We start from the raw sequence: 12446 nt of genomic DNA on the forward strand, positions 1-12446 counted from the left end.
GCTCGGGCTCGACGACGGACGTAGAAGCCCCCCCACCCGGCCATTACCCCTGACGTAATCGACCACGCTCCCCTGCTGCGGCAGTGTGGTGCACGTCAACGAGATCCTCGACGAGGGTTCCGGTACCCAGGCCCGAGGAGCAACCATGCCCATCAAGTCCGCTGACACCACCGCGAGTTCCGTCGCCGACACCACTCGCCACGTCGTCCAGGAGTTCCTCGCTGCCCGGATGGCCGGGGACGTCGAGCGGCTCGTCGCGCTCTTCGCGGACGACGTCGACTGGCTACTCGCCGAGAACCCCGCCGTCCCGTGGATCCGGCCGCGCTCCACCGGAGCCGAATGCGCCGCCCAGTTCACGGAGCTGGCCGAGCACACGGTGGCCGAGGATGCACGGGCCTCCGTCGACACGTTCCTCGTCGACGGCACCGACGCCGTCCTAATGGGGTACCTCTCGGGGACCGTGCGCGCGACGGGGAAGTCCTTCGAGGGCCCCTTCGCGCTGCGCCTCACCGTCGAGGAGGGCCGGATCACCCGGCATCACCTCTACGAGAACGGCGTATCGATCGCCGAGGCGTGCACCCCTTCCTGAGTCCCGCCCCCCGACTTGCGACCTGGCTGGTGCCGGGGCAGGCCCTCGGCGGAGATGGTCCACTCGCCGAGCGGGTGGCGTAGCGCGACCTTCGGAAAGACCCACACCCGAGTCTCCTTCGCCTGGCCCGCCACCGCACCAGCGTGCTGTCGCGATGCTCCGCGACAGTACTTCCTCCATGGCCTCAGCCGACACGGTCACGTCTGTCATCAGATGTCACTTCCTGCTTGAAGATCCACCGTTGACCGTACGGACCCGCGTCCGTCGTGCTTCCCGCCCATGCCGAAGTGCCGAGCGTGCAATGCGCGGTCCACGCCCCGCCCTTCGCGGACCGTGTCGATGACGTCGGTGACGGGCAACGGCCCTGATGTGCCATCAGGCGATGGAGCGGTCGTTCCGAGGCGGCCGCTACCGCAGTAGTGGTGCCGACGCCCCGTCGGGCGATCGGCATGTGCGCGGACACGAAGCCGGGGGAGTGCGGGCTGCGGTGTGTCAGTTCGCGGTGCGCACCGCATGTCCGTAATGTCCATTTGGCTCCGGTTCTGGACAGGGTGACGGGAGTGGTCGGTGGCTGCCGGGGTCTGCCGTTCGACGACGGCGAGGACAGCACTCGCGCGGTTCCGCACCCACGTGGTTGTGAGCGGCCGTTCGGCCGAAAGGGCGGTTGTGGTGAAGCAGCGACACATTTTCGGTGACGTGTTCGCCTTGGAGTCGATCGTCGCGTGTTTCGTCTTCGCGATCGTGCTGCTCCTGTTCGGATACGCGTTGATCCGGCGGCGCGCGGGACGGCGGTTCACCGCCTCGCCGAAAGCGGAGCGGCCCCGGCTCGAGGCCTACTACGTGGGTGTCCTCGCCGCCTTCGTGGTGTTCCTGGTGAGCTGGACCGCCTGGCAGAACCACCGGGAGCACCGGCCGCCCGCCGCCGAACCCGTCCGTGTCGACGTCACCGGCTTCCAGTGGTGCTGGCAGTTCAGCTATCCGCAGTCACCGGAGCGGCGCAGCGTCCTGGCGAACTGCCAGGGTGACAACCTGCCGACCCTCGTGGTCCCGACGGGCCGCCCCGTACAGGTGCGGCTGACGTCGCACGACGTCATCCACTCCTTCTGGGTCCCCCAGCTGCGCTACAAGATGGACGCCTTCCCCAACCACGTGAACACCTTCACCTTCAGGCTCGACCACAAGGGCCGCTGGCTCGGAAAGTGCGCCGAGTTCTGCGGTGAGCGGCACTACGCCATGCACTTCTGGGTCAAGGCGGTCTCGCCGGAGGAGTACGACCGCTTCCTGCACGGCCAGGCGAGCGGCGGCGGAGGTGCGGCGGCATGACGGCCACTCCTCCCGCCACCGAGGACGAGGGCGAGGACGGCCGACCGGTGGCGCCGAGCGGCTGGCTGGGCTGGGTGGCGAGCACCGACCACAAGCGGATCGGTCTGCTGACCATCGGCACCTCCCTGGTGCTGCTGGTGCTCATCGGGATCCTCGCCCTGATCATGCGCAGCCAGCTCGCCCTGCCGGACCAGCAACTGGTGGACCCCAACACGTACAACCAGCTGTTCACCATCCACGGCTCCGGCATGATCTACCTGGTGGTGACCCCCTTCGCGCTGGGGATGGGGATCTACCTGGTGCCGCTGCAGATCGGCGCGCCGGGCATCGCCGTACCGCGTCTGACGCTGCTGGGCTACTGGCTCTACGTGCTGGGCGCAGTGCTCATCCTGGGAGGTTTCGCCACGCCCAACGGCGCTCATGCCGCCGGCTGGTTCTCCTATCCGCCGCTGGCCGACCACACCCATTCGCCGAGTGTGGGATCGGATCTGTGGATCGGCGGGGTCCTCCTGGCCGTCACCGGCAGCATCCTCATGGGCTGGGCGGTGCTGTGGACGGTGCTGCGCAGGCGCACACGCGGCATGACCATGATGCGCCTGCCGGTGTTCTGCTGGTCGATGATCGCCACCTGCCTGATGGTGATCGGCTCCTTCCCCGCCCTGCTGGCGGCGATGAGCCTGCTCGCCGTGGGGCGCGCCGACGCCTCCGTCTTCGCGCAAAACGTCTGGAACATCGGCTACCAGCACATCTTCTGGTTCTACGGCCACCCGGTCGTCTACGTGATGTTCTTCCCCTTCCTGGCCGCCGCGGCCGAAGTGCTCGCCGTCTTCGCCGGCCGCCGCTTCTTCGGCTACACGGGCACCGTCCTGTCGCTGCTGGTGTTCGCCGCCCTGTCGATGAGCGTGTGGGGCCACCACATGTTCGCCACCGGGCAGGCGACCAACGACTACTACTCGCTGACGTCCATCGCGCTGCTCGTCCCCGCGGGAGTGGAGTACTTCGGCCTGGTCGGCACCATCATCGGCGGCCGGCTCCGCTTCCCCACGCCGATGCTGTTCGCCCTGGCGTTCATCCCGCAGTTCCTGATCGGCGGGCTCACCGGCATCATGGTCGGCACCCCGGTCATCGACTACCACGTCACCGACAGCTACTTCGTGGTGGCCCACCTGCACTACGTGCTCTTCGCGGGCAGCGCCTTCGGCCTGTTCGCCGCCGTGTACTTCTGGTTCCCGAAGGTGACGGGCGTGATGCCCAGCCATCGGCTGAGCCGGCTGCACTTCTGGCTGCTGGTGGTCGGTACGAACCTGACGTTCCTGCCCATGTTCGCGCTCGGCTACCTCGGCATGTCGCGCCGGGTTGCGACCTACGCCCCCTCCGACGGCTTCGGGCCGCTGAACCTGCTCTCCAGTGTCGGGGCGGCGTTCCTGGCCGCAGCGATGCTCATGTTCATCCTCAACATCCTGTGGACCCTGCGTAAACGGGCCCTGGGACGTGCTGAGCCCGCCGGTGACAACCCGTGGGACGCGTACACCCTGGAGTGGGCCACCACCTCGCCGCCGCCGCGGCTGAACTTCACCCCGGACCACCCGGTCCCGCCCGTCACCAGCTTCGCCCCGCTGCTCGACCTGCGGCAGCGGGAGGGCCGCCTGCCGGCCACCTCGGCGGAGGGGGGTGGGGTGTGAAGCGGCACCTCTCCGCCCTCGTGGTCGCCGGCTGGGGCGCACTGAACGGTGTGTTGCTGGCCGTGCTGGGGATCTATGGGGAAAGTTCCCTGGTGTTCTGGCTGTGGGGCAGTGTCGTCGCACTGCTGGGGCTGGCCGCGCTGGCCGTACTCGCCTCCTCACGCTCCGGCCCCGAGCAGCAGGTGCGCTACCGCGTGCCGAACCGAGGGGCCGCGGCGGCGATTCCCGCCGCGTTCGGCTGTTTCGTCGTGGCGCTGGCCTTCGTCTACGGCCTGTGGCTGCTGGCCCTGGCCGTACCGCTGCTCGGCGTGGCGGCCGCGATGGCCGTGCGCGGTACAGGCCCCAGGGAGGAATGAGCTGCAATGGACCACTCGACGCAGATGGGTGAGTTGTCGGCCGTGACGGCGATGGCCTGCTCGGGGTTCATCCTGGCCGCGGTGGTTCCGGCGGTGATGTGGAGTCTGCGCAGGTCGCCGCTGTGGGGGCGGATGAGCGTGCACCCGGGTCTCGCCCTGTCACTGCTGGTGCTGTCGCACGCGTGGGCGGTCCTGGGCGATGCCCTCGGGCTCCGTCCGGCAGGCGGCGCGTGGGTGACCGAGCCGGTGCTGATCGCGGCCGCGGTGCTCTTCTGGATCCCCGTCCTGGCCCGCACCCGGCACCGGCTCAGCGACGCCGGCCGCTGCCTGTATCTCTTTCTCAGCATGCCTGTGCTGGACCTGCCCGTGCTCGGCGTCATCGCCACCGGCCACTCCCCGGAAGGACTGGCCATGATCGTAGGAATGCTGCCGATCGGCATCATCGCGGCGGCGCAGACCTGGGGCTGGGCCCAGCGCGAAGAGCGGCTGGCCGTGAACGACCTCCCTCTGACGGCATCCGGTGACGCACATGCCCGGTGACATCCGCCCCGGCGTCCTGCTCCTCGACGTCAACGAGACCCTGACCGACATGTCCCCCCTCGCGGCACGGCTTCAGGACGTCGGCCTGCCCGGCCGGCTGCTGCCGGTCTGGTTCGCCGGAGTGCTGCGCGACGGCATGGCCTCGACCCTGGCCGGCGGCACGGTCACCTTCGCCGCCGCCGCGGGCGACGGACTGCGCACCCTGCTCGCGCGGGAGGGAACCGGCCGCCGCGACCCCGAAGCCGCCGTACGGCATGTCCTGAGCGGCCTTGCGGAACTGCCTCCGCACCCCGACGTCCCGGAGGGCGTACGGGCTCTGCGCGCGGCCGGATTCCGTCTGGTGACCCTGACCAACGGCTCCGCCGACACCACCCGGGCCGTCGTGGACCGGGCCGGCCTGGCGGGCTGCTTCGAAGCGCACCTGGACGTCGAGGCCGCCGGTGCCTGGAAGCCCGCACCGGCCGCCTACGCGTACGCGTTGCGCACCACCGGCGTACCGGCCGGGCAGGCGATGCTCGTCGCGGTACACCCCTGGGACGTCGACGGCGCCTCCCGTGCGGGCCTCACGACGACCTGGCTGCGGCGCGATCCCGTCCCCTATCCCTCGTCCCTGCGTCCCGCGGACCGCGTCGCGACGGGGCTGGCGGACCTCGCACGGCAACTGGGCGCCGCGGCGGCCGCGGAGGGGAAGTGACGCCTGCGCGGCCGAGCACACGGCACCGGCCCGGCCGCTCACCGCTCTTCGCCCTCCTCCGCCTCGCCGGGGCCCGCGCGCACGAGGTCGATCTGCTCTGGTCGCCCAGTGCCGCCTGTGAGCACCTCACCTGCAGCAGTAGTCCGGGCCGTGTCACACAGTTTGCGCGTCTTCTGCCGTTCAGTTCTCCCGCTCGCGGTGTTCGTGGAGGGATTCTTCGATCCGCTGGGTGGATGCCTGCGCGGTGGCCACGTCGCGCGGATAGCTACGCATCGCGGCCAGGCCGAGCAGACCGGCGGCGACCAGGGCGAGGAGGAAGAAGAGCAGCGTGTACTCCAGGCCCGTGCTGCTGTCGCTGCCGTGGTCGGTGAAGACGGTGGTCGAGAAGTAGCCGAACAGGGTGGGTGCGGCGGCTTCGCACAGGGTGCGCAGCATGGTGCGCACCCCTTCGCCCGTGCCCCACAGGAACGGGGGGAGGATGTCGAGCCGTGCGGCGTCCAGGGGCGGGTTCGCCGCGCCCAGCAGCGATGTGCCGGCGACCAGCAGGGGCAGGGCCACGGCCAGGGAAGAGACGTAGATGGCCGGCGCGAGGAAGAGAGGCACGGTCAGCATGCAGACGGTGGGGACCAGGGCTCGGGCGTTGACGCGTCCGCCGCGCAGCAGCCGGTCGGCGATCCGCCCTCCGGACAGGACACCGGCCAGCGCTCCTATGCCCACGACGAGCACCAGGGAGGTGGCCACGGAGGTGGCGATGCCGTAGTGGCGGGTGGTGTAGAGGGTGGCGAACGAGCGCAGTCCGGTGAAGTAGAAGTAGCCGAACGCGGACGCCCCGATCAGGACCAGGTTGGTGCGCACCCGCAGGACGTAGCGGATCGACCACCACTTGGAGGCCTTGCGGGGGTCCGAGTCGAGGACGAGGTGCTCGTGGGGTTCGACCTGCGCGCGCTGTGCGGCCCTCACGGCCAGATCGGCGTCCTGCCGGTCGGAGTCGGACGACTGCGCCCTCTGCGGGGCTTGGTGTCGCGTGTCGGCGTCGGACACGTCCCGCTCGTCCGGGAGGTGTTCCTGGTTGCGCTCCAGGCGGGGCTGCCCGCCGCGCGCGGGTTCGGGCAGGCGGTGCAGGAACCAGACCAGGGCACCGGCGGGGATCACCAGCCACCAGAAGGCGAAGCGCCAGGTGAGGAAGGATCCGATGGAACCGGAGAAGGCGAAGCCGAGACCTGTGCCGACCATTTCGCCGGCGAGCACGAACCCGTACATGCGGGCCCGGTCCTTGACGGGGAAGTAGTCGCCCATCAATGAGGCGATCGTGGGCCCGGCAGTGGCACTGACCGCTCCCAGAGCCGCGCGCGAGAACAGCAGCCACATGTAGGAGGTGCTCGCGCCGGCCAGAAGCGTCGCCGCGGCCCACAGCGTCACGCTGATGGCGAGCAGCCGGGTACGGCGGGTGCGGTCGGTGAGCAGTCCGACAGGGACGGTGAACACCGCGCTGGACAGCGCCACCACCGAGACCAGCAGCCCGATCTGGGTGTTGTTGATGCCGAAGGTGTGCTTCAGCTGGGAGGCCATGGCCGACACGGTGCCCTTGTCCGCGCCGTCCACCGCCAGGGTGGCGGCCAGGGTCAGGACGATCCTGGCCCGGGCGGGACCGCCCAGAGCCTGAATCCCTCGTCCCAGGAGCGCCTGGGCGGGCGCCGGCCCCTTCATCAGCGCCCCGCCTGCGGCGTTTCTGTCTCGTCCTGCCTGTCCGAGCCGGCGCCCTCACGGTGGCCGGCCTCACCGGCGAGCAGCGGGGAACGCGACAGGACCATCACCGCCGCCGCGGCGGCCGCGGCGGCCAGCACTGCCACCAGGATGAACAGGCCGCCGCGCACGCTCTCCTGGAAGACCAGCGTCCCCCAGAGGATGGCGACCACCGGATCGGCCATGGTCAGGCCCGGCTGGGTGACCAGCAACCGGCCCGCCTGCATCGCCGACTGCAGCAGGAACATCGCACACGCGCCGGCGGCGATCATGGCCCACAGCTGCCAGCTGGTGAACAGGGCGACCAGGCCGTGGGAAAAGGCGTTCGTCATGCCTTTCATCAGCGCGGCGGTCAGCCCGAAGGTGCACCCCGTAGTCGCCCCCAGAACCGCCGCCCGACGGGAACCCGACACGCCCTGGGCCCACAGCACACCGCCCACGATCACCAGCGCGTTGACTCCGCAACCGATCAGCCAGCCCACCCACGAGACGGACGAGCTCTTCCCGCTGCCCGGCCCCAGCGCGATGACCAGCCCGGCCACGCCTGCCGCCATCACCGCCGATGCCACCCATTCCCGACGGCCCAGCCGGCCCCCGAGGAGAAACCCGGACAGGATCAGTGCCGTCGGCAACTCCAGAGCGAGCAGCGGTTGCACCACCGTGATCCGGCCGGAGCCCAGCGCGGAGGCCTGCAGCAGGAAACTCGCAATGATCGACAGGATCCCGCCCAGCCATACCGGACGGTGCAGCAGGTGCCACACCAGGCGCAGGCTCAGATTCTCTTCCGCGGGCTCCTCACGCGCGGCCTTGCGCTGCAGCGCGGAAGCCAGGGCATTGGCCATGGCCGCCAGCACGGCCAGCAGAGGACTAAGCATGACGCCACCCGACGCACACGACTGGTGACACCAACCGGCGCCCGAACCAGGACAGAAAAACGGTCAAGAAAAAAAAGCCACCCCACCCAGGTGGCCGATATGCCCCTTTTTATGCTGGCATCGAACTGGCTGCCCCAAGTTCTTCTCGGTTGTGCTGCGATGACGCGGCGGGCGAAGTGCAGCAGCTTCAGTCGTGACGAGCCAGTACCACTCCTGTGTTCGACTCCAGGAGCGCCTTGGTTATGCAGGGTATACGGGACGAGGATTCTGTGCCCTCGTTCTGTGAGGTGGCCGGCGGCCTGGGCTGGGCGGTCGGTTCAGGTGTCGGCGCCAGCTCGGGTGCGGCAGCCTTCTAGGCGGGGTCATGCCAGTCCAGGCGCACGACGGTGGCGTCGCCCGTCCGCGGACGGGTCCGATTCGGCGCCGGCCGTCGTGCCGGTTCCATTACTCGATCAGCTCGTTCAGCTCCGCCTGCGAGACGACCTTGAGCACCGGAGTGAAGTGGGTGCGGCGGAAGTAGCCGATCCATCCCTCGACTCCGCTCCCTTTCTCGTGGGCGCCCTCGACGCCAGGCTGGCAGTAGAAACCCTCGACTGCGAAGTTGCGCCAGAACCTGCTCTTGCAAACAAGGTCAGTCCGTCGATCGCGACATCTGGGAACACTCACCCCACGAGGCGCAATACCTCGGGCATGAGGTCCTTGGGGGGAGACCCATCGACGGCCGCGACCAGGTCCGCATCGGCCAGCAGCGAGCGCAGTACGTGCACGACGCCATCGACACCGCCGAGCGCCAGCCCCGTAGCAGTACGGGCGACCGATCCCCACCGCGGTGGCACCCAGCGCCAGCGCTTTGACGATGTCGGCGCCGGTGCGCACCCCCGGGTCGAACAGGACCGGCAGCCCGTCGGCAGCGTCGAGCACGTCGGACAGGCACTCCGACGTGGTCAGCCCTCCGTTGGCCTGCCGTCCGCCATGGTTGGAGCAGGCACATCACGGACGGGCTCTACCTGATCGTGGTGCTGACCGCGGCCAGCGCCGCCATCCCCCTCATGATCACCACCAAGGCAGGACTGTAATGACCAGCCATCATGCCCCGGACGTCTGTGACACAGACCGATATCCCGGCCGCGCCTGCAGTGCCCGCTTCCAGCGGAGCACGACGAGCAGCAGGACGCACAGCGCGTTCGCCGGCAGCAGGCGCCGCCGCGGCGGTCTGGCCGGTCCCGGCGGCCAGGCGAGTACGACCAGAGCGGTGTTGAGCAGCGTACGGAAGACCACCAACATCGCCAGCTCGACACCGAACGCCGTCCAGGAGGTGTGGTAGACGAACATCCAGCGCAGGTCGTGGTGGACGCCGAAGGACGGTGACGCGGTCGCCTGCGGAGCGATTCCGGAGATCGCCGACAGGCCGGCCGAACCCAGGCAGACGGCCTCCGCTGCCGGCAGGCCGGCGGCGAGCAGCATCAGGACAGCCGCGCCGACCCGGCGGCGTGGTTCCTCGTCCACGTCGGGTGGGATATCCCCCGCGGCACCCGCCCGGACCCTTTTCCGCCCTACGGGCCGGGCCGTCCCACGACGGTGTGGATGCCGAACCGCTCGCCGCGGGACGACACCGCCGGCCGGGATCGATGACAGGCGCCTCTGCCCGTCTCCTGGGGCCGGGATCACCCCAATGGCGCAACGAAGGGTTTGCGGACGCGCGCACTCCGTGTTCCTGAGGTCTCCTGGAGGATGTCCGGCCGTGCGGCAACGGGATCCGTCGCCACGCCGCATGCCGCACGACCGGAGCCACGGGCCTTGTCGGCAGACCGGCGATCCAGCTCCACCCACCCCGAAGGAGTCACCCGTCATGACCGAATACCCGGGAGAACGGCCGCCGTCCGGAGCCTCGGCTGTGCCGGGGCAGGGACCGTCCCGGCCGCCGTCCGAGCCGTCGGCCGACGAGGCGGAGAGTTACGAGGCGTGGCTCGGCCGCAGCCGCGTGGTGCTCACCCCGATCGCCGCACCGTCGATCCTGGGGCTGTTCGGCTTCGCCTCCTCGACGTTCATGGTGGCGTCCAACCTGGCCGAGTGGTGGGGCGACCGGCTCGTATCGCCGGTCGTCCTCGCCCCGCTGGTCATCTTCTTCGGCGGCCTGGCCCAGCTGGCGGCCGGCATGTGGGCCTACCGGGCGCGCGACGCCGTGGCCACGGCCATGCACGGCACCTGGGGAGCGTTCTGGCTCGCCTGGGGCATGACGCAGCTGATGGTGGCCAACGGCCTGCTGCCCCTGGACACCACGCTCAGCCGGGCCTTCGGCTTCTGGTGGATCGTTCTCGCCGTGACCACCATCTTCGGCGCGCTCGCCTCGCTCGGGCGGAACCTGGGCATGTTCCTGGTCATGGGCCTGCTCGCCGCGGGCTCGGCGCTGCTCGCGGCCGGCTTCGTCGGCGCGGTCCACGGCCTGGTGCTGGCCGGGGGCTGGGTGTTGATCGCCTCCGCGGCCGCCGGCTGGTACACGGCGGGCGCGATGATGCTGGAGCAGTCCTACGGCGGCCGGATCATCCTGCCCCTGGGCCGGTGGAGCCTGCGCGGCAACCTGCCCGGCCACCGGCAGACCCGGCCCATCGAGTACGCCGCCGGCGAACCCGGCGCCAAGGCCGGCCAGTGACCCTCTCGCTGCCTCCGGCGCCGGCAGGTCTGCGGCAGCCGGAATCTCGCCGATGTCCTCCGGCACCTCAGTTCTGACCGCACGTGGTGCAGACCGAGGCCGCTCCGGTGACGGATGCCCTCCATGACGCGCTGCCAGGAGCCGAGTCACTGTCGGGGAGCCGTCGCCCGACTGCGTGGCGTCATAGCAGAAAGCAAAGAGGCTCGTGACAGGTGAGCTCGTCCATGCCCGCTGACAAGTCTGCCGAACGGGACTTCCGGTGGGTCGAAGCCCAGCCCGGCGGACTCCACTGCGCCGGATGCTGACCCTCGCCCTCCCCGCGAGCAGACGCGACCGACGAAGCAACGCCGAAGGCCCCGGCCGGCTCCCTCGCCCATACCGGAGCCAACGCCACCCCGTGGCTGCTCGGCAGCGCCGGAGCACTGATCGTCGTGGGCGGCGGCGCCGTTTAGATCGTTCGCCGACGCAAGGACAACGGCGACGACGGCCAGCCCGCCAACTGACCCGGCACGGCTCTCGTGAGCCGGCCATCTCGTACGGCAGGCCCCAGGACCACGCCCCTGGGGGCCTGTCTCGTTGCCCGGGCTCTTGGCCACGCCGAGCCTTGCGGACAGGGGCAACGGAGTACGGGCGACGTGGCACGACCACTCGACACGGAACAGCGGAAAAGCCAAGCGCCACGTGAAGGGGGAGCCGTACGATGCCAGGTTCTTCATCCCCCGAGGAGGCGCCTGGTGGAAGCGCTGTCGCTTGAGGAGCTGCGAGCGGTGGATGGGCGTGCGCTGCACTTCACGCTGTCCGGCCTCGGCCGTATGATCCCGGAAGACGCTCTGGCCTTCCAGCGATACGTGATCGGCCAGCACTCGCTCGCCGACGGCGTTGCCGAGGGAACCCGGCAGCGCTTCGAGCAGTTGCGTCACGTCTACCGCTACCGGCTCCTGTGCTACGACCTGTTCACCGTGGTCAGCGGCGCCGCGCTTCTGGTTTTCGGGCAAGCCCTGCGGGACAGATTCATCGACTTCTACTCCAGCTGGCGCATACTGGCGTTCTCTGCGCCCTTCCTCCATTTCGGCATCGGGTCTTTCGTGGACGAAAGGGATTACGGCGCTGCCTGTTCGGTCTGCGCTGAAACGGCAGGCGGCCATGTGCCCTGGGACTCGACGCGACTCAGCTGGCCAGCAGGCTCCGCCGCAGGAAGGCACAGGTCCGGTTGAGCAGACGGGACACGTGCATCTGCGATATCCCGACGGCATCCGCCACCTGCCGCTGGGTGAAGGAACGGAGATAGTACAGCTCCAGGACGGTGCGGTCCCCGTCCGGAAGCTGTGAGATGAGAGAACCGAGCGCCACCAGATCGGTGACGAGTTCCAGTGTCGGATCCTCCGCACCGAGGCTCTCTGCCAGGGAAGTACCCCTGTCGAGGGCGCGCCGCTCGTCCATGGATACCGGATTGCGGGCCTGGTCGGCCTGGAGTGCCTGTTGAATGTCGTGTTCGCCGATCCCGGTGCGGCGTTGTATGTCGTGGGTGCTGCATGGACCGACGCGTCCGTTCCTGGCCAGCCCGTCCTGGGCGCGGCGTACTCGGCGGTGTTTCTCCTGGACCCGGCGCGGCACGTGGACCTTCCAGGTGTGGTCCCGCAGGTAGCGCTTGAGCTCGCCGTCGATGGTGGGAACGGCGTAGGCAAGAAAGACGTGGCCGAGCGACGGATCGAAGCGGTTCACCGCTTTGACGAGTCCCACGCACGCCACCTGGAAGAGATCCTCTCTGCTCTGGGGTGGTGAGCCGTATCGCCGGGCGAGTCGACGGGCTACGGGCAGGTAGGCGGTGATGACCGCCTTGCGCAGGGCCGTTTTCTCCGCTCCCGGAGTGCAGGCGGCCATCCGGTGGACGAGTTCGTCCTCGGGCGTCCGGTGGATGAGTTCGTCCTCGGGCGTCCGGTCCTCCGGCCGGTCCGGGGGCCGTTTCGGCGGAGTGGATGGCTGCGGGGCGTGGG

13 protein-coding genes and 1 pseudogene are annotated in these 12446 nt (G+C 69.7%); 8 read left to right on the top strand and 6 right to left on the bottom strand.

What is annotated here, in order from left to right; all coding sequences use genetic code 11:
• Positions 1-145: 145 nt before the first annotated feature.
• The 6 genes from C1I97_RS19105 (at position 146) to C1I97_RS19130 (ending at position 5184) form a co-directional block, all read left to right on the top strand.
• Positions 146-589: a nuclear transport factor 2 family protein gene (locus tag C1I97_RS19105; RefSeq protein WP_111004429.1), complete on the top strand. Its 444-nt coding sequence runs from the start codon at positions 146-148 to the stop codon at positions 587-589.
• Between the two features lie 669 nt (positions 590-1258).
• Positions 1259-1912, top strand: coding sequence for a cytochrome c oxidase subunit II (gene coxB, locus C1I97_RS19110; RefSeq protein WP_111004439.1), 654 nt, complete (start codon positions 1259-1261; stop codon positions 1910-1912).
• Positions 1909-3594 (top strand): cytochrome c oxidase subunit I, encoded by a 1686-nt coding sequence (locus C1I97_RS19115; RefSeq protein WP_111004430.1) that lies wholly within the window; start codon positions 1909-1911, stop codon positions 3592-3594. The genes coxB and C1I97_RS19115 overlap by 4 nt, the downstream gene beginning before the upstream one ends.
• Positions 3591-3950: a hypothetical protein gene (locus C1I97_RS19120; protein ID WP_111004431.1), complete on the top strand. Its 360-nt coding sequence runs from the start codon at positions 3591-3593 to the stop codon at positions 3948-3950. Before C1I97_RS19115 ends, C1I97_RS19120 begins: the two co-directional genes overlap by 4 nt.
• Positions 3951-3956: 6 nt before the next feature.
• A complete protein-coding gene (locus tag C1I97_RS19125) occupies positions 3957-4490 on the top strand; it encodes a hypothetical protein (protein WP_258382640.1) in 534 nt (177 codons plus the stop codon).
• A complete protein-coding gene (locus tag C1I97_RS19130) occupies positions 4480-5184 on the top strand; it encodes a haloacid dehalogenase type II (RefSeq protein WP_111004432.1) in 705 nt (234 codons plus the stop codon). The genes C1I97_RS19125 and C1I97_RS19130 overlap by 11 nt, the downstream gene beginning before the upstream one ends.
• Positions 5185-5364: 180 nt before the next feature.
• On the opposite strand, the gene C1I97_RS19135 is transcribed toward C1I97_RS19130, so the two are convergent.
• The 5 genes and pseudogenes from C1I97_RS19135 to C1I97_RS19155 all read right to left on the bottom strand — a co-directional run bounded on the left by C1I97_RS19135 (position 5365) and on the right by C1I97_RS19155 (position 9308).
• Positions 5365-6891: an MFS transporter gene (locus tag C1I97_RS19135; RefSeq protein ID WP_111004433.1), complete on the bottom strand. Its 1527-nt coding sequence runs from the start codon at positions 6889-6891 to the stop codon at positions 5365-5367.
• A complete protein-coding gene (locus C1I97_RS19140) occupies positions 6891-7802 on the bottom strand; it encodes a DMT family transporter (protein ID WP_258382641.1) in 912 nt (303 codons plus the stop codon). The genes C1I97_RS19135 and C1I97_RS19140 overlap by 1 nt, the downstream gene beginning before the upstream one ends.
• 444 nt (positions 7803-8246) lie before the next feature.
• Positions 8247-8468, bottom strand: a complete 222-nt coding sequence (locus C1I97_RS19145) for a hypothetical protein (protein WP_111004435.1) — start codon at positions 8466-8468, stop codon at positions 8247-8249.
• A pseudogene (locus tag C1I97_RS19150) lies at positions 8465-8786 on the bottom strand (alpha-hydroxy-acid oxidizing protein); the annotation flags it as partial. The pseudogene C1I97_RS19150 and the gene C1I97_RS19145, both read right to left, overlap by 4 nt.
• A 102-nt stretch (positions 8787-8888) precedes the next feature.
• Positions 8889-9308 carry a hypothetical protein gene (locus tag C1I97_RS19155; RefSeq protein ID WP_111004436.1) on the bottom strand — a complete coding sequence of 140 codons (420 nt, stop codon included), beginning with the start codon at positions 9306-9308 and terminating at the stop codon, positions 8889-8891.
• A 343-nt stretch (positions 9309-9651) separates the two neighbouring features.
• Here C1I97_RS19155 and C1I97_RS19160 point away from each other — a divergent pair, with 343 nt between their 5' ends.
• The gene (locus tag C1I97_RS19160; RefSeq protein WP_111004437.1) at positions 9652-10452 is read left to right on the top strand and encodes an acetate uptake transporter family protein; all 801 of its coding nucleotides are present in this window, start codon (positions 9652-9654) and stop codon (positions 10450-10452) included.
• Between the two features lie 734 nt (positions 10453-11186).
• Positions 11187-11666, top strand: a complete 480-nt coding sequence (locus tag C1I97_RS19165) for a hypothetical protein (protein ID WP_111004438.1) — start codon at positions 11187-11189, stop codon at positions 11664-11666.
• Here the strand turns inward: C1I97_RS19165 and C1I97_RS19170 are convergent.
• On the bottom strand, positions 11620-12446 hold an 827-nt coding region (locus C1I97_RS19170), incomplete at its 5' end, for a sigma-70 family RNA polymerase sigma factor (protein WP_309147810.1). The two genes, C1I97_RS19165 and C1I97_RS19170, sit on opposite strands and share 47 nt — an antisense overlap.

The sequence above is a fragment of the Streptomyces sp. NTH33 genome, assembly GCF_003236365.1.
Classification (GTDB): domain Bacteria; phylum Actinomycetota; class Actinomycetes; order Streptomycetales; family Streptomycetaceae; genus Streptomyces.